The following is a 19,124-nucleotide window of genomic DNA, read 5'->3' as shown; positions in this document are numbered from 1 at the left end:
GGCGTGGATAAGCGTACGGCAAAACCGTGTGGTCCTGGCACCCGTTGCAGGTGTCAAGCTGTCGGGTAGGCGAGAGCTGAACGGCAGCGACGGAGTCAACCAAGAACTCGTCTCCGGGGAGAGCACGGCATAAGCCGTAAAGCCATTGCGCAGGGAAGGCCGGGTGTTCTCCGCTGCCCTGTATGCTCGTGTGCAGCTTTCTTTGCACTATTCGCACACGAGACCGCGGGTGCAGCGCGCACCCGGTCTTCCCTGCGCCCTCTGTATTTAGGGCAAGGAAATGAATGGCAAAGCTCGGGCGCAATGCGCCGCGAGAATGCGAAACTGCGTTTGGATGATGGTCGCACAACACATACCGCTGTCGTCCCGGCCTTGAGCCGGGACCCATACGCCGCGGCCCATCGGTAAAACGCTGGTGTCAAATGCCTTCTGCAACAATGAGCATCACGCGGTATGGGTCCCGGCTCAAGGCCGGGACGACAGACTACTCCGGCACCGCACCGACCAGCGGCCACCCGGCCTTCCAGTTTAAGGCGGCCATTGCAACTCCTTTTGAGGTCGGGCAGAGCTTTTGAAACGTAGGGAAGAGAGACGGCCATGCAAAGCCCGCGTGAAATTCTCGGCGATATCTGGACGTCGGCCGGCGGCGAAGCTTCCGCGCTCGATGCCGTCAAGCTGACCGGCGAAGAGCCGCAACTGCCGTCGTCGTTTCGCGTCGGCGCCGCGGCGCAGGCCAGCGTTGCCGCGACCGGCCTTGCCGCTGCCGAAATCTGGAAGTTGCGCAGCGGGCAATCGCAGGACGTTACCATCGACATGCGCCACGCCGTGGTCGAATGCCGCTCCGAACGTTATCTGCGCGTCGACGACAAGCCGCCGCCGCCGGCCTGGGACGCGATCGCCGGCGTCTACAAAACAGGCAATGCGCGCTTCGTGAGGCTGCACACCAATTTCCCGCATCACCGCGACGCCGTCTGCAAGGTGTTGAACTGCAAGCCGGAGCGCGACGAGGTGCAGGCCGCGCTGATGCAATGGGATGGCGAGGCGTTCGAGACCGCGGCCTATGCCGCTGGCGGCGTGGTGTCGATGATGCGTTCGCACGACGAATGGTCCGCCACGCCGCACGCCAGGGCGCTTGCCGGATTGCCTCTGATCACAATCGAGAAGATCGGCGATGCCGCACCAAAACCGTGGCCGAAAGGCAATCGGCCGCTTGCCGGCATTCGCGTGCTCGATCTGTCGCGCGTGATCGCAGGTCCCGTCGCGGGCCGCACGCTCGCCGCCCACGGCGCCGACGTGCTGTTGATCTCAGGTCCAAATCTGCCGGCGATTCCCTGGCTCACCATCGATACCGGGCGCGGCAAGCTGACGAGTTTTGTCGAACTCAAAAGCGAACAAGGCCGCGAGGTGTTTCGCAATCTATTGACGCAGGCCGATATTGTTTCGCAGGGCTATCGGCCGCGCGCGATCGCCGGCCTCGGCTTTGCACCGGAAGAGGCGGCCCGTATTCGTCCGGGGATCGTCTATGTGACGCTGTCCGCCTATGGTCATGAAGGTCCCTGGGCGGAGCGCCGCGGTTTCGACTCGCTGGTGCAGACGTCCACGGGCTTCAACCATGCCGAAGGGCAGGCGGCCGGAATCGACGGGCCGAAAGAACTGCCGGCGCAGATACTGGACCACGCCACCGGTTACCTCATGGCGTTCGGCGCCATGATGGCCAAGGCGCGGCAGTCGCGCGAAGGCGGCAACTGGCACGTTCGGGTGTCGCTGGCGCAGACCGGTCGGTGGCTGTGGAATCTCGGTCGCGTTGCCGATGGCTTCAAGACCGGGGATTTGAATGGGGAAACCGTGATGCCTTTTATCGAGGAGGTGGCTTCCGGCTTTGGTGCCCTGCGGTCGGTCCGGCACGCGGCGCTGTTGTCGAAAACCCCGGCGTTCTGGGCTCGCCCGGCGATGCCGCTCGGCAGCCACCCGCCACAATGGCCGGCGCGCGAGTAGATATTTTCAGCCGGCGTTCAGGCCGACCTCCCCAAATTTTAACGGCTGTCTTCGTTTTTTCGCTTGTTTGGAACTCCGATTAGGCACTATTAGCGCAGGGTGAGGCAAATTGTCGCCATTGCTGAGTTGAACAGACCGCATGCGTAACAAATTGATTGAGCAATTACAGCTATTTAGCCGACGACGACCGGCGGTATTGATCGCCGCGCTCCTGCTTGCAGGCGCGGGCGTCTATGGATTCGTGCAGTTCAACGGAACCGCGCCCAAGCATTCCGAGGTGTCGAGCCAGTCCCGCAAGGGAGGACAGCAGCGCTACAAGCTGTCGCCGGCCGAATGGGCCAGCCTGACCATCCAGCCCGTTGCCACGCGGGGCTTCCGGGCCGAGCACGTCACCGAAGGCAAGATTGCGATCGATGAGGATCGCTCGACGCCGGTGTTCTCGCCCTATGCCGGCCGGGTCACCCGGCTTCTGGTCCGGCCCGGCGATAATGTCGTCAAGGGTCAGCCGCTGTTCGTGATCGAGGCTGCCGACAACGTGCAGGCGCAGAACGATTTCATCGGCGCAATGAGCGCCATGAACAAGGCCAAGTCCGCGCTCGATCTGGCGCAACTGCAGGGCCAGCGCGCCAAGGATCTGTTCGAAGGCAAGGCCGTTCCGCTCAAGGATTATCAGCAGAGCCAGGCGACGCTGATCCAGGCGCAGAACGACATGCGCTCCTCGCAGACGGCGATGGAAGCGGCGCGCAACAAGCTGCGCATTCTCGGCCTCACCGACGAGGACATCGCGACCTTCCAGGAAAAGGGCCGCATCAATCCGGAAACCACCATCTTCGCGCCGATCGCCGGCACCGTGGTCCAGCGCAAGATCGGCCCCGGCCAGTATGTGAACTCCGGCGCCAGCGATCCGGTCTATGTCATTGGCGATCTCTCCACCGTCTGGATGGTCGCCTTCGTGCGTGAGACCGACGCCGCCAATGTTGCGGTCGGGCAGGACGTCACGTTCAACGTGCTGGCGTTGCCGAAACAGGCGCTGTCGGCGCGCGTCAATTACGTTTCCACCGCGATCGATCCGGCGACGCGCCGGCTCCTGGTGCGCGCCACCGTCGACAACACCAACGGCGTGCTCAAGCCGGAAATGTTCGCCAATGTGACGATCTATTCGGCGGGCGATCACCCGGCGGTCGGGGTGCCGAAAACGGCGCTGATCTACGAGGGGGACCAGGTCCGGATCTGGGTCGCGCATGAGGACCACACGATCGAACTCCGCCAGATCAAGGCGGGCCTTGCCAACGGCGACCTCGTCGAAGTGATCGGCAATCTGAAGCCCGGCGAGCTGATCGTGACAAAGGGCGCGCTGTTCATCGACCGGGCCGCGTCCGGCAGCTGATCTCCCGCTCTACTCACTGAAAGCTTCGATCTGGATGGATCGCCTCGTAGCCCTTGCCGTCAGCCGCCGCTATTTAATGGTCGGCATGTTCGTCGCGGTGATGGTCGGCGGCCTGATCGCGTGCAGGCAGCTCAACATTGAGGCCTATCCCGACCCGACCCCGCCGATGGTCGACATCGTGACGCAAAGTCCGGGCCTGTCGTCGGAAGAGATCGAACGCTACATCACGATCCCGATCGAGACCCAGGTCGCCGGCATCAAGAACCTGCGCACCATCCGCACCATTTCGCTGTACGGCCTGTCCGACGTCAAACTGCAGTTCTCGTTCGACTACACCTATGATGAAGCGCTGCAGCAGGTATTGAACCGCCTGTCGCAGCTCGCGCCCCTGCCGGGTAACGTGCAGCCCGGCATTTCGCCGCTCAGCCCGATCGGCGAAATCTACCGCTACCGGCTGAAGGGCCCGCCGAACTACAGCGTGCTCGATCTGAAGACGCTGCAGGACTGGGTGTTGCAGCGCCGCTTCCGCGCCGTGCCCGGCGTGATCGACGTCACCGGCTGGGGCGGCAAGACCAAGACCTATGAGCTGCAGGTCGATTTCAATAAGCTGGTCGCCAACGGCCTGACGCTGCCGCAGGTGCTGCAGGCGGTCAGCAACGCCAACATCAATGTCGGCGGCAACACCGTCAATATCGGCGCGCAATCCGCCGTGGTGCGCGGCGTCGGACTGATCCGCTCGATCGACGACCTCAACAACACCATGGTGTCGCAATCCGGCGGCAATCCGGTGCTGGTCAGCGACATCGCGCATGTCACGATAGGGGAGAAGCCGCGGCTCGGCATTGCCGGCCTCGACCAGGACGACGACATCGTGCAGGGCATCGTGCTGATGCGGCGCGGCGAACAGAGTGCGCCGACCATCACCCGCGTCGAGCAGCTGGTCGCGTCCATCAACAATTCCAGCATCCTGCCGCCGGGGGTCAAGATCGAGCGGATCTACGACCGCAAGGACCTGATCGACATCACCACCCACACCGTGCTGCACAACATGGTGGTCGGGATCATCCTGATCGTACTGCTGCAATGGCTGTTCCTCGGCGATATCAGAAGCGCGCTGATCGTCGGCGCCACGATCCCGTTCGCGCTGTTCTTCGCCGTCATCATCCTGGTGCTGCGCGGCGAATCCGCCAATCTGCTCTCGGTCGGTGCGATCGATTTCGGACTGATCGTCGACGCCACCGTGATCATGGTGGAGGCGATCTTCCGCCGGCTGTCGCAGACCACGGCGTTGTCGGAAGCCGAGCGCAGCCAGATCTCCTTCGACACCACGATGGGAATGAAGAGCCACGCCATCCTGTCCGCATCCGCCGACGTGTCGCGTTCGATCTTCTTCGCCGCCGCCATCATCATCGCCGCCTTCCTGCCGCTGTTCACGCTGAGCGGCGTCGAAGGCAACATCTTCGGGCCGATGGCACGGACCTATGCCTATGCATTGGCGGGCGGCTTGCTGGCGACCTTCACCGTCACGCCGGCGCTGAGTGCCATCATCCTGCCCTCGCATATGGAGCACACCGAAACCTGGATCATGCGGCAACTCGACCGGCTCTATCTGCCGGTGCTGCGATGGGCGGTCGCCAACCGCAGGATCGTGATGGCCGGTGCTGCGGTCCTCGTGATCACGACCATCGTGTTCGCGCGGCTGCTCGGGCTGGAATTCCTGCCCAAGCTGGAAGAGGGCAATCTGTGGATCAGAGCCACCCTGCCGCCGACCATCTCGCTGCAGGAAGGCAATACCTACGTCAACGAGATGCGGAAGCTGATCCGCAGCCGCCCCGAAGTGGAATCGGTGGTCTCGCAGCACGGCCGCCCCGACGACGGCACCGACGCCGCGGGCCTGTTCAATGCCGAATTCTTCGCGCCGTTGAAGCCCGCCAGAGAATGGCCCAACACCCATGACAAGGACGAACTGACCGCGCAATTGCTGGCGCAGTTGCAGGAAAAATTCCCCGGCGTCGAGTTCAACTTCTCGCAATATCTGCAGGATAACGTCTCGGAGGCGGTGTCGGGCGTCAAGGGCGAGAACTCGATCAAGCTATATGGCAACGATCTGCAGGCGCTGACCGACACCGCCAACAAGATCAAGTCCGTCCTCGCCACCGTGCAGGGCGTGACGGATCTGGCGGTATTCACCTCGCTCGGTCAGCCCACGATCCAGATCGATGTCGATCGCGCGCGGGCGGCGCGCTACGGCCTGTCGCCCGGCGATATCAACGCCACCATCAAGGTCGCGGTCGGCGGCGACAGCGCCGGCGACATCTATGAACCCGGCAGCGACCGGCATTTCCCGATCATCGTGCGTCTCGCGCCGGAATACCGCAGGAACGCCGAGGCGATTCATAATTTGCGGATCGGCGCCCCGGGCCCGAATGGCACCATCACGCAGATCCCGCTCAGCGAGGTCGCCTCGATCAATCTGATCTCGGGCGCCGCCTATATCTACCGCGAGGGGCAGGAGCGCTATCTTCCGATCAAGTTCTCGGTCCGCGAGCGCGACCTCGGCAGCGCGATCCGGGAAGCGCAGGACAAGGTCGCCGCGCAGGTGCAGCTGCCGCCGGGATCGCGGGTCGAGTGGGTCGGCGAATTCGGCAATCTGCAGGACGCCATCAAGCGGCTGTCGATCGTGGTCCCGATCAGCCTGGCGCTGATCGCGGTGCTGCTGTTCTTCAATTTCGGTTCGATGGTCGACACGTTATTGGCGATGAGCGTGATCCCGATGGCGATCTTCGGCGGCGTGCTCGGGCTCTTGATCTCAGGGACTCCGTTCAGCGTGTCGGCGGCGATCGGCTTCATCGCGCTGTTCGGCATCGCTGTCATGGACGGCATCATCATCCTGTCGCAGTACAATCAATTGATCGACGAAGGCTATGAGCGGATGCGTGCCGTGATCCGCACCGGCGAATTGCAATTGCGGCCGGTGCTGATGACCTGCGTCGTGGCCGGCGTCGGGCTGCTGCCGGCGGCGCTGTCGGCGGGGATCGGCTCGCAAGTGCAAAAGCCGCTGGCGGTGGTGGTCGTCACCGGCATGATGCTGGCGCCAATCGTCATCCTGATCACGCTGCCGGTGCTGATCTCGGTGTTCTCAAGGAGGGCGCGTTAAAACGGATTTGTCGTTCCGTAAAATCAGTACGTTATCGAACCATAAGCTCGGCCATTTGACTAATTATCCACCTGCCGGGACTATCGGACATCACCTGGAATCAATTCATGCGAAAATTTTCACAGAAGTTCAAAACCGGGGCGTCCGTCGCCGCGGTGGTCGTGGTGCTGTTTGGGGTTTACGGCTACCGCAAACTGCAGGCTCTTGCCGCCGATCCCAGCGGCGAAAAGGATTGCGGGCCGGCGGTGGGGGGTGGCGATCAGGCCAAGATCGATCTGGAGCGGATCAAGGCGATCGCACCGCTGAAAGACGTAAAATGGTCGCAGCTCGGCGGCAGCATCAATGATGCCAGCTGTCTCAACAAGACCGAAATCTACGGCGTGGTTGAGGTGCGCAGCGTCGACGACATCGCCAAGACATTGACGTTCGCGCGCGACAACAAGCTCTCGGTCACGACCGCCGGCGTGCGCCACAGCATGGGCGGGCAGGCGTTCCGCAAGGGCGGCATCGTGCTGGACATGCGCGGCTTCAACAAGATCGTGCTCAACGAGAACCGGCGATCGATCACCGTGCAGCCGGGCGCGACCTGGCACGACATCCAGAACCTGCTGCACCCGCGCTTTGCGGTGCGCGCGATGCAGTCGACCGATATTTTCAGCGTCGGCGGTTCGATCTCGGTCAATGCCCACGGCATGGACCATCAGGCCGGTGCGCTCCGCAAATCGATCAAGTCGATGCGCGTGATGCTGGCGGACGGGTCGCTGCGTACGGTGTCGGAAACCGATAACAAGGAGTTGTTCAACCTCGTGGTCGGGGGCTATGGCCTGTTCGGCGTGATCGTCGAGGCCGAACTCGATATCGCCGACAATCTGGTTTACCAGACCGGACGCCGCATCATGGACTACAAGGAGTTTCCGGGGCTGTTCGCCAGGGAGATCGAGAAGGATGCCAATATCGGCCTGATGTACGGCCACCTCTCGACCGCGCCGAGCAGCTTCCTGCAGGAATTGCTGCTCTATACCTACACCAAGGTCGACGGATCAGATTTCAAGCGCGAACCGCTGGGCGAGGTCTCGGGCACCAAACTGCGGCGGCTGACGATCAACCTGTCCAAGCAGGGCCCGCTGTTCCAGGAAATGAAGTGGCTGTCCGAGAAGCACATCGAGCACCGGATGGAAACCTGCACGGTGACGCGGGCGCAGGCGATCGGCTCGGCGGAAGCCTGTCTCGTCAACCGCAACGACCCGATGCATGACTCGGTGCCGTATTTGCGCAATGCGCTGCCCAACGACACCGACATCCTGCATGAATATTTCATCCCGCGCAGCCAGTTCGTCTCGTTTGTCGACGGCATGCGCAAGGTGCTGACCGACAACAAGACCAATTTGCTGAATGCCTCGGTGCGCATCGTGCATCAGGAAGACAACTTCCTGACCTATTCTCCGGAGCCGGCATTCTCGCTGGTGCTCTACATCAACCAGACCACGGATGATGAAGGCAACAAGCGGATGAAGAAGGCGACCGAAGAGCTGATCGATCTCACGATCACGCACAAGGGCCGGTTTTTCCTGCCCTACCAGCTCTATTATTCGAAGGATCAGTTGCAGCGGTCCTATCCGGAGATCAACGACTTCTTCGCTGCGAAGAAGAAATACGATCCGACGGAGCTGTTTACGAATACGTTCTATCAGAAGTATGCGTCATAATTGCGCGACGCGCCTGGGCGGCAGGCCGCTGCAGCCGCCGGCTTGCTCCGCATCCAGCACCAATAGCGCGCCCGCGGCATAGAGGCGGGCGACGAAGCCGGCATCGTCGGAGCGCGCGAAGGTGACATAGTCGCTCGCCGCCAGCACGCGGCCGTTGGCCTTGGCGATGATGGCCAGCGCCTGCGCCGGCGGGCCGATGATGGCCATGGACTTGCCCGGCGCCGATCCGAAGGTGAGAGCGACCACAATCACAAGCCAACCGCATACCACGAGTGCGCAAGCGCCCGCGATCCGGCGTAATGGCCGCAACGTGCGATGATGTGGCGTTTCAGTAATCATAGAAATGCTCGATGCTCACGCCCCTGGCCTTGAGGTCGCGGTTGATATCGACGAGACGGTCGATCCTAGCCTTCAGGCCGGCCCTGCGAAAGCCGGGTTTGCCGTCAAGCTCCAGTGAAAACAGTTCCGTGGTCCCTTTGACGTCAAGCTTGGCGGCGTCGGGCGCGATCACGGTAATCAGGATTTCATGGTTGCCGGCGATCTCGGCGAGCCCAAAACCCTGATCCAGGAGGCTCTGCAGGATTTCGGTGAAATCCTTGTAGCGCGGCGTCTGCACCAGCTGCCATTGCGGCGTCAGCGCGCGGATCGGTTTGATACGCGGCTCCTTCGCCAGCACCGCCGGCGGCAACGTTGCGACCGCGAACATGATGTCGCGCGGCTCGTCGTCGCCACCGGCATCGAGCGCCTTCTGGATCAGCGCGGCGTAACCAACCTTGAGGTAGTATTCGGTGCCGAGCGCGAAGCTGCGCTCCCATGTTCGCAGCGGGCTATCGGTCCGCGCCGAGATCGCCATCAAGCCATCGAGCTTCTCGCGGAACGGAAATTTGAACCAGGGGACGGTGTAAAGAAACGCCGCGTAGTCCTGCAGTACCTTGCGCGCGTACAGGTCTTGCGGGGTCCGTTCCTCGCCCCGAATCCATTCGAACACACGGCCGATGGTGTTCTCGTAAAATCCCTTGATCGCGTATTCGATCGAGTAGCTGACGCCGATGACATAGATCATGGTCTTGACTTCGGTGAGCGATTCACCGGTCGGCGGCACCGCTTGATTGATGGTGCAGAAGCTGCGCCAGAATCCGAAAATGTGTCCGAGATAATTGAAATGGCTTTCGCTGGAGCGGTCGAGGAAGCGGCCGAAATCCTCGAACGAATAGACGATGTACCATTCGGGAAAGGTGAAGAACGTGTTGTTCTGCTTGCGCTGGTAGCGCGGCTCGTTGATCGCAGGCAGCGGCACCGACGGCGCAGGTGACGCCGACGTCGACGAAGAGGGGCGGCAGGTGCCCTCGATATAGGCCAGCGGCCCAAGCCCCGACACCGCGATCAGGATCGCGATGACGACAGCAATGCGCCGCAGCCATTTAAGCATGAACGGCCGCTCGCGTCCGCGGCGCCAGCAGATAGCCGATCAGGATCGCAACGCCGCCGAGGGTGAGATGCGGCGCATTGGCGAAAAAGCGCGTCGCCAGCGGAAGGTTGAGCACGCCGTTGATCAGGATGCCGAAGTCGAGATAGCCCGAGCCGGTGAAGAGGCCGAGCAAGCCGTCGGCAAAGTAGAACGCGCCGAACAATTGGAAGAACAGTTCCGAGGCGCGGCGAGAGGTCAGCGCTGCCGCGAGCGCCCACAGCGCGGAAACCAGATGCAGCCCGTCGGCATACCAGGTGCGGCGGAACAGGCCGAAGATCATGTCGTTCTGATCGATGAAGGCAGGGATGTATCCGGTCAGGATCACGAAGCCGAGCAGGGCGGCGTAGCCCCAGGCGCACAATCTGATGATATCCATGATCCCTCCGGCGTGCCCGAATCTGTCCTCAAGTCTAGAGCTTTCCGAGCGCCTTGAGCAGGGCGTCGTTGAACAAAGCGGGGTCCTCGATTTGCGGAATATGGCCAAGGCCCGGCAGCAGGGTGAGGGTGGTATCCGGCGGCAACAGCGTTCGCAGATCAAGCGCCTGCTCAACCGGCGTCGTGTTGTCCTTGTCGCCCCACAGGATGGCGACGGGGAGTTTCACCCGTGCATATGCGGTGCGGTCGGCACTCACGGCATTGCGGTCGGCGCCGAGGAAGTAATATAGCCAGTCGGCGATGTCGGGGGTGCTGTCGCGCTGCGTCGTCGGCCGTTGCAGGATCGTGACGAATTCGGGGAGCGCGCGTTCCTTTTTCTCGATCAGGGATTCGAGCAGCGTCTTCGTCGCCACCGGATTGGTGATGGTCAGCGATACCAGTATTTCGCGGATCCATTTCGGCTGGACGATCCATGGCGCGTCTGACGGCGCTGCCGTCAATCCCAGCGCCGCGTCCACCAGCACCAGTCCCCGCGCCCGGTCCGGATAGCGCATCACCAGTTCGGTCGCTGCACCGGCGCCAAAGGAATGGCCGACGATAATCGCAGGCTTGGCTTTCAGATGGACGAGAACATCGTTGATGCGTGCAGCCTGATCCTTCCTTGTGTAGCTGCCCGGACGATCCGAAAATCCAAACGGCGGCAGGTCGAGGGCGATGACGCGAAAGCCGGCGGCGGCGAGCACGCCGGTCGTGTGGCGCCAGAGCTCGCTCCACGCCGCCGTGCCGTGAAACAGCACGACGGAATTCCATCCGCCGGGCCCTTTTCCTGCACGAACACGCCACCGGTGCTGGTCGGCACCAGACGGCCCGATGGCGGCGCCAGTTCGGCGCGGGTGTGGGTCTCGCGGATCGATGCTGCCATCCGGAATGCCGTTATCGCGAGCACGATCAAAATCAGGAGGGCTAGCAAAGTCTTGCCCGACCAGCGCAGGATATTTGAGATCACGAGGCCTCGCAGAAATGGATCGATCAAAATCGGGTGCAGTCAAATCAGATCGAATTTTAAGCTAGTGCGGATTCCCGGCGATGAAAAATCGCGGACATGAACAGCGGGCAGTTAACACCGGCGACAAAGTTGCGATTACTGTCCCGACGGCGTGCGCAGGCCGTGCCAGGCGTCGCGCACCTGATGGTAATGCACTTCCGGCAGATAATCCGGTGTGTTGAGCCCCAGCGTCTTGACGTCAAGCCGGCCGATGGCGCTGAGCAGGGTATAGGAGGCGATCACGCGGTCGCGTTGTGCGCCGATCAAGCGGGCCTTCGCCAAAATCAGATCCTGCTGCGAGTTCAGCACGTCGACGGTGGTGCGCTGGCCGCCCGCGGCCTCACGCTGCACGCCCTGCAAGGCGACCGTTGCAGCCCGCACTTCGGATTCGGAAGCGGACACCGCGACCTTGGCGCCTTCATTGGCAACCCAGGCGCCGACCGCCGCGGTGCGCGCCTGGTTGCGGACCTGGTCGAGCACCAGCCGGCTTTGGGCTGCGATTTCCTTGGCCTGCCGGGTCTGCGAGGCCGCCATGCCGCCATCGTAGATCGGTTGGTTGAGCTGGCCGGCCACGGAAGCCTGGTCGGTGCCGAAGGTCCCCAGCGTGGGATCCGACTGTTTGCTGCGGCTGACGCTGCCTTGCAGCGTGATCGTTGGCATCAGGCTGCTTTCGGCGACGCGAATGCTGGTCGAGGCGACGTCGACGTCAAAGGCGGCCGCCATGACCGCCGGATGCTGTTGGAAGGCGAGACCGGTGGCGTCATCGCGGCTGCGCGGCAGATAGCGGTCGACGGTTTCGGCGAGGCTCAGCTGCGTCGGCGCGTTGCCAATCACCTGGGTATAGGTGGCCTGGCTGATGGCCAAGGCAACCTCGGCGGCGTTGAGGTCGGCGAGGCCACGGTTGAGGCGGGCTTCAGCCTGGGCTGTGTCGGTCGGCGTCACGTCACCGGCATTGAGGCGCTTCTGGGTGATGCCCAGCGTTTCCCGCAGGAACGCGACGTTGGATCGTTGCGCTGACACCAGCGACTGATTGGCCAGTACGTTGGTGTAGACGGTGACGGCATCGAGCAGCACACCCTGGCCGACATTGCGCAGGGCCTCGCGGCCGGACGATACCTGCAGTTCTGCGACGCGGACGCTGTTGGCGGTCTTGAAGCCGTTGAACAGGGTCTGAGTCACCGTCACCCCGATGGTCCAGGGTTTCAAGCTCGCCGACTGCACGGTGTTGTCGGGCAGGAGATTGCGGACCGCCTGCAGGCCGGCGGTGAGGCTGGCGACGATCTGCGGCCGGTATCCCGCCAGCGCCTGCGGCACGCCTTCGTCGGTGGCCCGCTGGCGCGCGCGTTCGGCGTTGAGCTGCGGATTGGTCTGATAGGCCTTGGCCAGCGCATCCGGGAGGTTTTCGGCTTGGGCGCCTGCCGCGGCAAACGCCACGCAAATCACGACGCCAAGGCAAATGCCCGATCGAAGCACGCGCCTTGCAACGTGGCCAACTCTAGCGGCACGCCCAACCATTTGATCCCGCAACTACCCGAGGCCCATCCGCCCCCGCCGACGGCCTCGTCACATCTACCTGTTTAGGGGGCGGTGCCGCCACTGGCAAACGGTCGCGCGACATCATCACAGGAATTCGGCGCTCGGCTGTTGCAGGTTCGTCACAGACGAAGTTCGGTAACAAATGCGTTATAGCTCGGAGCAGCCGGCGTCCTATTCCAGGGCTGTCGGCGTTTCATGACGCCGGATCCGCATTTTGATGCCGAAACTGTTTTCCGACCCCGAAGCGATCGCGGAAGATATCATCCGCGATGTCGGAACCAACCTCGTGGTCGGATTGCCGCTCGGGCTCGGCAAGGCCAACCACATCATCAATGCGCTCTATGCGCGTGCCGTCGCCGACCGCTCGATCAGCCTGACCTTGTTTTCCGCGTTGACACTGGAAAAGCCGAGGCCGGGCAGCCTGCTTGAAAAGCGCTTCATCGGTCCTGTCATCGACCGGCTGTTCGGCGGCTATCCCGATTTGACCTACGCCGCCGCGCTGCATGCCGGCGCGCTGCCGCCCAACATCCAGGTAATTGAATTTTTCTTCCTCGCCGGAAAGTGGCTGCATGTACCGTATCCGCAGCAGCATTACATTTCTGCAAACTACACGCATGCCGCGTCCTATCTGCTGGCGCGCGGGCTCAATGTCGTCACCCAATTGGTGGCGAAGCGCGTGGAGGGTGGCGTCGCGCGCTACAGCCTGAGCTGTAACACCGACACCACGCTCGACATTTTGCGCGACCGCGCCGAGGGCCGGGCGTCGTTCAGGCTGGTGGGCCAGGTCAATTCCGAACTGCCATTCATGCCCGGCGCCGGCGATCTCGCGGGCGACGAATTCAGCGCGGTGCTCGACAGCCCCGAGACGGACTTCCCGCTGTTCGCGCCGCCGGCCGAGCCGATCAGCGACACCAAATACGCCATCGGCCTGCATGCCGCGGGTCTCGTGCCCGATGGCGGCACGCTACAGATCGGCATCGGGCAGGTCGGCGACGCGCTGGCGCAGGGCCTGATCGTTCGTCACCGCGACAACGCGCAATTCCACGCGGTCATGAAGCGGCTCGCGCCGGACCAAGCGGTGCCGCAGGCCGGACCGTTCGACAAGGGGCTGTACGGCGTCAGTGAAATGCTGCTCGAGGCGTTTCTCGGCCTGATCGACGCCGGCGTACTCAAGCGCGAAGTCGATGGCGTGACGCTGCACGGCGCGTTTTTCCTCGGGCCGAAAGCGTTTTATCGCACGCTGCGCGAAATGCCGGCGGAACAGATCGCGCGCATCCAGATGATGCCGGTGTCGTTCACCAACCAGCTTTATGGCGACGAGGAAATCAAACGCCGCGCGCGCATCGATGCCCGTTTCGTCAACAATGCGATGATGGCAACCCTGATGGGCGCTGCGATTTCCGACGGCCTCGAAAACGGTCAGGTCGTGAGCGGTGTTGGGGGGCAGTACAATTTCGTGGCGCAGGCGTTCGCATTGCAGGGCGCGCGATCCGTCCTGGCTCTGGAATCGACCCGGCAGGCCGGTGCTAAGGCGCAATCCAACATCCTCTGGAACTACGGCCATCAGACCATTCCGCGGCATCTGCGCGATGTTTTCGTCACCGAATATGGCGTCGCCGACGTCAGAGGAAAATCCGATGCCGAAACCATCGCTGCGATGCTTGCCGTGACCGACTCCCGCTTCCAGGCCGAACTCGCAAAGGTCGCCAAGGATGCCGGCAAGCTGCCGAAGGATTTTGAAATTCCGCCCGCGCATCGCCGGAATTTTCCGGAAGCAATCGCGGCAGCGTTGAAGCCCGCGCGCGAGGCGGGCCTGCTGCCGTCGTTCCCGTTCGGCAGCGATTTTACGGAGACCGAACAGCGGCTGATCCCGGCCTTGCAATTGTTGCGGGAAGCGCAGCGCACGCCGCTGCGGTTACCCGGGCTGCTCTGGCAGGGAATGACGCAGCCGCCCGACACCGCGCGTCTCGAATGCCTGGCTCGACTAGGCCTCGACCGCCCGACGACATTTGTCGAGCGGGCCTATCGCGCGCTGGTGAATGCGGCGCTGGCAAGGAGCCACGAATAATCTCTACGTCGTCCCGGCCTTGAGCCGGGACCCATAACCACCGATGCTGATTATTGTGCCTGGCTGTAGCTCCAGCCTTCGCAAAACACACGACAGTGGCTATGGGTCCCGGCTCAAGGCCGGGACGACATAGGAGAGACCTCGCGCTCCTATCGGTTCTTGTTCACCGGCTTGCGCTTCTCGATGAACGCGGCCATGCCTTCGGAGCGGTCTTCCAGCGCAAAGGTCGAGTGGAACAGATTGCGCTCGACGTTCATGCCTTCCGACAGCGGCGTCTCGAACGCCCGGTTGATGGCTTCCTTGGCCATCGCGGCGGCCGGGCGCGACATCGAGGCGATTTTTTCCGCCGCTGCCAGCGCTTCGTCCATCAGGCTGGAAGCCGGCACGACGCGGCTGACCAGGCCCGAACGCTCGGCTTCCGCGGCGTCCATCATCCGTCCCGTAAGACAGAGATCCATCGCCTTGGACTTGCCGATCGCGCGCGTCAGCCGTTGGGTCCCGCCGATGCCGGGGATGGTGCCGAGCGTGATTTCCGGCTGGCCGAATTTGGCGGTGTCGGAGGCAATGATGATATCGCACATCATCGCAAGTTCGCAGCCGCCGCCGAGTGCATAGCCGCTGACAGCCGCGATCGTCGGCTTGCGGCAGGTGGCGATGCGGTCGCCACCGATGGCGGCGAAATCGCTGGAGAACATGTCGATGAAGGTTTTTGGCTGCATTTCCTTGATGTCGGCGCCTGCCGCAAAGGCCTTTTCGCTGCCGGTCACCAGTATGCATCCAATCGCGTCGTCGGCTTCGAGGTCGTCGACGGCGGCGGCGATCTCGCGGAACACGCCGAACGACAGCGCGTTGAGCATTTTCGGGCGGTTCAGCGTGATAATGCCAACCGCGCCTTTGCTTTCGACAATGATGTGTTCGAATGTAGCCATGGTTCACCCCGGTGCCTGATTTGGCGGGCAATGTGCCCGCTGGCGGCCAAGGCTTCAAGTAGGCTGGGCTTCAAGTAGGCTGGGCTTCAAGTGGGCTGAAGAGGCGGCCCGGACGCATTTCGCCGCGTCCGGTGCCGAATACCTCACGCCATGAACATGCGCGCCGCCGAGGCCATCGTCAGCAATGCGCCAAAGGCGATGAAGATTTTCCCGATCAACGAGGTCTGATCCCAGGTCGAACTGTCATGGCTGGAAGCCAGAACCGGCGCCGCGGGGGTGGGCTTGGCAGCGGCCATCGCGACGGTCTGCGTGGCCGGGTTCTGCTGCAGGGCGCGATCGACATCATTGAGCTGATCGGATGAGACCACGGCGTCGGTGGTGGACTGCGCTTCCCCCGGCTTGTCGGCTGACGCCAGCAGGATGTGGGCCTTTGCCGTCATCGCCTGGGCGCTGCCGGCGGGGAAATCGGCGGAAGCCAGTTGCGCATTGGCGTTGGCGACCGACGCCGGGATCGTGAGCGCGCTGTTGGTCGAGGCGTCGCCGACGTCCTTCCTGGTCTCGGCAGGTTTCGACGCGATCTTGCCCGACCGACGCGTGTAACGTTTCCAGTGGCGGGTGCTCGGCCGGACGGACTTTCCAGACGTCGCGCTATCCGATTTCGACGTCGTAGCCGCGAGGGCCGTATTGGTGGCCGTTATCGGCGTCGGCCCCGCGAAATATACGAAGAGTCCTGTTGCAACAATCAAGGCCGAGCGCCCGCTGGCTTTGACGATCATGTGGCAATCTCCCCATTTGCCCCGCCCCCAAGGCGAAATGAGACCCCGCCCCGTGTCCACAGCGGGGCAAAAAAAGGGAATCTTCGGGCAAGAACGGCAAAAGCAGGGCAGCCGCGTTGCGGCAGCCGGCGCGAGTGCGAGCCGGGCCGATCGATGGTATGAGCCAGCCGGCAAGGAACCGGCTGCCCGATTCGATGTGCGAAGAAATACGCTGGGGCATGTCGATCACGACTTCGTGATCTCGACGCCTCGACGTAACAAATTGAAAAAGCGACCGAATTGCAAGGTGGGAGCGCGCGTGCGCGAACGTGAGGACGAATGGACCGGCCTGATGCGGTCGGCCATTTCAGGCGACAGTACGGCGTATCATCGCCTGCTCAAGGCCGTCACGCCGGTGCTCCGGGCCGCGGCGCGCCGCGGGCTCGCGCGTGCAGGGCAACCGGTCGATCAGTCCGAGGATATCGTGCAGGACATTTTGCTGGCGGTGCATTTGAAGCGGCACACCTGGGACGTCAGCGCCCCGTTTGCCCCATGGCTGTTTGCGATCGCCCGCAACAAGCTGATCGACGCGCTGCGGCGCCGGGGGCGGCGGGTGTTCGTCAACATCGAAGATTTCGCTGAGGTGCTCCCGGGCGAGGCCCCGGTTGAGACGGCGTCGGCAGGCGAGGTCGCCGCCCAGTTGGCGTCGCTGCCGGCGCGCCAGCGCGACGTCCTGCAGTCGATCGCCGTCGAGAGTGCGTCGATCAAGGATACCGCGGCCAAACTGGCGATGAGCGAGGGTGCGGTGCGGGTCGCGCTGCATCGGGGGCTTGCCAGCCTGACCGCGAAGTTACGGGAACAATGAGAATGGATACCGATCAGCTCATCAAAACCCTGGCGGCCGACAACGCGCATCGCGCGCGGCCGGTCGGATTTGCGCTGATGCTGGCGCTGCTGGCGGCGGCTCCCGTCTCGCTTTTGATGTTCTTCACCGAGCTTGGCATCCGGCCGGACGTGATGACCGCGATGCGCAATCCGTTCTTCGACCTGAAATTCGCGGTGACGCTGGCATTGGCGGCTGCGGCCATCGCCGTCAGCCTGCATCTGTCGCGGCCGGAAGCCTCACTGCGCGGCTTCGGCTGGCTGCTGTTGATTCCGGCCGGGCTTCTGACCGCAGGCATCGGCGGCGAGATGATGATGCCGCAGCGGCTGCCGATGATGACGCGGCTGATGGGCAACAATTCGCGGATGTGCATGACGGCGATCCCGCTGCTGTCATTGCCGATCCTGGCAGGCGCGCTGATTGGCCTGCGTCACGGCGCGCCGGCGCGGCCTGCTGTGGCCGGCGCCATCGCCGGAATGTTGTCGGCGGGATTGGCTGCGACCCTCTACGCGTCGCATTGCACCGATGATTCACCACTGTTCGTCGCGACCTGGTACACGCTCTCGACTGCGTTGGTCACGGCGATCGGCGCGCTCGCCGGATCGAAACTGCTCAGGTTCTGATGCTTTTGTCGTCTCGGCGTTCGCCGGGATAACGCGAACTTTGTGGCTCACTTCGCGGGCGCGTTTTGCTGCATGCGGTGGAAGCGCAGCACCTGCTGGGCGGTCGACGGCCGTAGCCGCTCATAGGTGTCCTTGCACGCCGCGATGTCGGTCGGTTCCCCACCCGACAACTCGTCGCGCATGTTGATGATGGCCCGGACGGTGGACCATGACAGGCTCGCCACCTTCGCCAGGATCATCACGCCTTCGGCGCGGGTTTCGATCATCATGTTCTCGGCGATCGCCACCGGCACGTTGGCCAGCGCTGCGATCGAGGCGTTGGCTTCGTCGAATTTACCGGCCTCGGCAAATGACGCCACCTGGAATTCGTCGAGCCGGCCGTCCTGGTACAGCGATTTGACCAGCGCGTGGGCAATCTCGGTGTTTCTGGTGATCGCCGACGGTGCGGAGCGCGCGCGCCGCGTCGCCTCCTTGACGGCGGTCGGCACCTGCGCCGCCATTTGCGGGTTGGCCGCCTCCAGCCGCTGCCGGACCGCGTCGGAGGCCTTGGCCAGCAGCTTCAAATACAGATGTCGCGGAATCGTCGGACGCAGGCCGACGCAGGTCGCGAGATTGTCGTCTCCCTCGGCGCGGTTGACCAGCCGCGTGAAGCCGCGCTCGGTGAATTCGGCGCCCGGATTGTTGACGGTGCTCTGGACCACCGCATCATTGCCGCGCTGGACCAGCACGTCGGTGACCGCGCCGCTCAACACTTTTCGGATCGAGATCGCCATCAAATGCGCCTGGCTTTTGCTGCGCGCATTCTCGATCAGGGTCTCGTCGTCGAGCCGCGCCGATTGCGACAGCACGGGTCCGGCAACCTCGATCACGTCGTCGAACGCCAATGCCCGGATCGTCAGCGGCGGCGCGGTGTCGACCGGCGCGAGGCGGTTGGCCAGCAATGTCTTGGCTGAGGTCTCGATGTGATCGATCAGGCACTGGAAGACATCGTCGAACAGCCCGACCTGTTCGTCCGAAAAGTCCACTGCGCCGTTGATGAAAAGGTCGGTCACCCGGCGCAAGGTTTCGACCCGGCGGGCGACAGTCCCGTGCGCGAGCGTGGTCTGCAGTTCGTCGAGCAGGCTCATGGGGGCGATAGCGGACTTCGAACTCATATGACTCTATCCTGGAGCAAAAGCCCGGCGATGGATTCTCCGT

15 protein-coding genes are annotated in these 19,124 nt (G+C 63.1%); 7 read left to right on the top strand and 8 right to left on the bottom strand.

Features of this window, described 5'->3' with window-relative positions:
• The first annotated feature begins 597 nt into the window (after positions 1–597).
• The 4 genes from JQ574_RS28180 (at position 598) to JQ574_RS28165 (ending at position 8,245) form a co-directional block, all read left to right on the top strand.
• On the top strand, positions 598–1,995 hold the full coding sequence (locus JQ574_RS28180) for a CoA transferase (RefSeq protein WP_212205281.1): 1,398 nt from the start codon (positions 598–600) through the stop codon (positions 1,993–1,995).
• 139 nt (positions 1,996–2,134) lie between these two features.
• Positions 2,135–3,382, top strand: coding sequence for an efflux RND transporter periplasmic adaptor subunit (locus JQ574_RS28175; protein ID WP_212205283.1), 1,248 nt, complete (start codon positions 2,135–2,137; stop codon positions 3,380–3,382).
• 34 nt (positions 3,383–3,416) lie between these two features.
• Complete coding sequence (locus tag JQ574_RS28170; protein WP_212384095.1) at positions 3,417–6,539, top strand: efflux RND transporter permease subunit; 3,123 nt, start codon at positions 3,417–3,419, stop codon at positions 6,537–6,539.
• A gap of 107 nt (positions 6,540–6,646) precedes the next feature.
• Positions 6,647–8,245, top strand: a complete 1,599-nt coding sequence (locus JQ574_RS28165) for an FAD-binding protein (RefSeq protein ID WP_212384094.1) — start codon at positions 6,647–6,649, stop codon at positions 8,243–8,245.
• Here the strand turns inward: JQ574_RS28165 and JQ574_RS28160 are convergent.
• The 5 genes from JQ574_RS28160 to JQ574_RS28140 form a co-directional block, all read right to left on the bottom strand.
• Positions 8,240–8,491 (bottom strand): hypothetical protein, encoded by a 252-nt coding sequence (locus JQ574_RS28160; protein WP_212205289.1) that lies wholly within the window; start codon positions 8,489–8,491, stop codon positions 8,240–8,242. The two genes, JQ574_RS28165 and JQ574_RS28160, sit on opposite strands and share 6 nt — an antisense overlap.
• Positions 8,492–8,573: 82 nt before the next feature.
• Positions 8,574–9,674, bottom strand: a complete 1,101-nt coding sequence (locus JQ574_RS28155; RefSeq protein ID WP_212205291.1) for a hypothetical protein — start codon at positions 9,672–9,674, stop codon at positions 8,574–8,576.
• On the bottom strand, positions 9,667–10,089 hold the full coding sequence (locus tag JQ574_RS28150) for a hypothetical protein (RefSeq protein ID WP_212205293.1): 423 nt from the start codon (positions 10,087–10,089) through the stop codon (positions 9,667–9,669). Before JQ574_RS28150 ends, JQ574_RS28155 begins: the two co-directional genes overlap by 8 nt.
• Positions 10,090–10,123: 34 nt before the next feature.
• Positions 10,124–10,885 (bottom strand): alpha/beta fold hydrolase, encoded by a 762-nt coding sequence (locus JQ574_RS28145; RefSeq protein WP_212384093.1) that lies wholly within the window; start codon positions 10,883–10,885, stop codon positions 10,124–10,126.
• Positions 10,886–11,229: 344 nt separating this feature from the next.
• The gene (locus tag JQ574_RS28140; RefSeq protein WP_212205297.1) at positions 11,230–12,648 is read right to left on the bottom strand and encodes a TolC family outer membrane protein; all 1,419 of its coding nucleotides are present in this window, start codon (positions 12,646–12,648) and stop codon (positions 11,230–11,232) included.
• A 238-nt stretch (positions 12,649–12,886) separates the two neighbouring features.
• Here JQ574_RS28140 and JQ574_RS28135 point away from each other — a divergent pair, with 238 nt between their 5' ends.
• Positions 12,887–14,737 (top strand): acetyl-CoA hydrolase/transferase C-terminal domain-containing protein, encoded by a 1,851-nt coding sequence (locus tag JQ574_RS28135; protein ID WP_212205299.1) that lies wholly within the window; start codon positions 12,887–12,889, stop codon positions 14,735–14,737.
• Between the two features lie 149 nt (positions 14,738–14,886).
• On the opposite strand, the gene JQ574_RS28130 is transcribed toward JQ574_RS28135, so the two are convergent.
• Both JQ574_RS28130 and JQ574_RS28125 read right to left on the bottom strand, forming a co-directional pair.
• Positions 14,887–15,666, bottom strand: coding sequence for an enoyl-CoA hydratase (locus JQ574_RS28130; protein ID WP_192737398.1), 780 nt, complete (start codon positions 15,664–15,666; stop codon positions 14,887–14,889).
• A gap of 143 nt (positions 15,667–15,809) precedes the next feature.
• Positions 15,810–16,442: a hypothetical protein gene (locus tag JQ574_RS28125; protein WP_249119640.1), complete on the bottom strand. Its 633-nt coding sequence runs from the start codon at positions 16,440–16,442 to the stop codon at positions 15,810–15,812.
• A 298-nt stretch (positions 16,443–16,740) separates the two neighbouring features.
• Here JQ574_RS28125 and JQ574_RS28120 point away from each other — a divergent pair, with 298 nt between their 5' ends.
• Positions 16,741–17,286 (top strand): sigma-70 family RNA polymerase sigma factor, encoded by a 546-nt coding sequence (locus JQ574_RS28120; RefSeq protein WP_212205301.1) that lies wholly within the window; start codon positions 16,741–16,743, stop codon positions 17,284–17,286.
• 2 nt (positions 17,287–17,288) lie between these two features.
• Positions 17,289–17,927, top strand: a complete 639-nt coding sequence (locus JQ574_RS28115) for an NrsF family protein (protein WP_212205310.1) — start codon at positions 17,289–17,291, stop codon at positions 17,925–17,927.
• A gap of 47 nt (positions 17,928–17,974) precedes the next feature.
• On the opposite strand, the gene JQ574_RS28110 is transcribed toward JQ574_RS28115, so the two are convergent.
• Complete coding sequence (locus JQ574_RS28110; RefSeq protein WP_212205312.1) at positions 17,975–19,081, bottom strand: DUF2336 domain-containing protein; 1,107 nt, start codon at positions 19,079–19,081, stop codon at positions 17,975–17,977.
• Positions 19,082–19,124 lie beyond the last annotated feature (43 nt).

This window comes from Bradyrhizobium sp. AUGA SZCCT0158 (genome assembly GCF_018130065.1).
In the GTDB taxonomy this organism is placed as follows: Bacteria; Pseudomonadota; Alphaproteobacteria; order Rhizobiales; family Xanthobacteraceae; genus Bradyrhizobium.
This window is presented reverse-complemented; position numbering and strand designations above follow the sequence as displayed.

What these genes read in the sequence shown, in the direction of transcription:
- JQ574_RS28180 (WP_212205281.1), top strand. Translation starts at nt 598, where the DNA reads ATGCAAAGCCCGCGTGAAATTCTCGGCGATATCTGGACGTCGGCCGGC.
- JQ574_RS28110 (WP_212205312.1), bottom strand. Translation starts at nt 19,081, where the DNA reads ATGAGTTCGAAGTCCGCTATCGCCCCCATGAGCCTGCTCGACGAACTG.
- JQ574_RS28125 (WP_249119640.1), bottom strand. Translation starts at nt 16,442, where the DNA reads ATGATCGTCAAAGCCAGCGGGCGCTCGGCCTTGATTGTTGCAACAGGA.
- JQ574_RS28115 (WP_212205310.1), top strand. Translation starts at nt 17,289, where the DNA reads ATGGATACCGATCAGCTCATCAAAACCCTGGCGGCCGACAACGCGCAT.
- JQ574_RS28165 (WP_212384094.1), top strand. Translation starts at nt 6,647, where the DNA reads ATGCGAAAATTTTCACAGAAGTTCAAAACCGGGGCGTCCGTCGCCGCG.
- JQ574_RS28175 (WP_212205283.1), top strand. Translation starts at nt 2,135, where the DNA reads ATGCGTAACAAATTGATTGAGCAATTACAGCTATTTAGCCGACGACGA.
- JQ574_RS28140 (WP_212205297.1), bottom strand. Translation starts at nt 12,648, where the DNA reads ATGGTTGGGCGTGCCGCTAGAGTTGGCCACGTTGCAAGGCGCGTGCTT.
- JQ574_RS28155 (WP_212205291.1), bottom strand. Translation starts at nt 9,674, where the DNA reads ATGCTTAAATGGCTGCGGCGCATTGCTGTCGTCATCGCGATCCTGATC.
- JQ574_RS28170 (WP_212384095.1), top strand. Translation starts at nt 3,417, where the DNA reads ATGGATCGCCTCGTAGCCCTTGCCGTCAGCCGCCGCTATTTAATGGTC.
- JQ574_RS28150 (WP_212205293.1), bottom strand. Translation starts at nt 10,089, where the DNA reads ATGGATATCATCAGATTGTGCGCCTGGGGCTACGCCGCCCTGCTCGGC.
- JQ574_RS28135 (WP_212205299.1), top strand. Translation starts at nt 12,887, where the DNA reads ATGCCGAAACTGTTTTCCGACCCCGAAGCGATCGCGGAAGATATCATC.
- JQ574_RS28130 (WP_192737398.1), bottom strand. Translation starts at nt 15,666, where the DNA reads ATGGCTACATTCGAACACATCATTGTCGAAAGCAAAGGCGCGGTTGGC.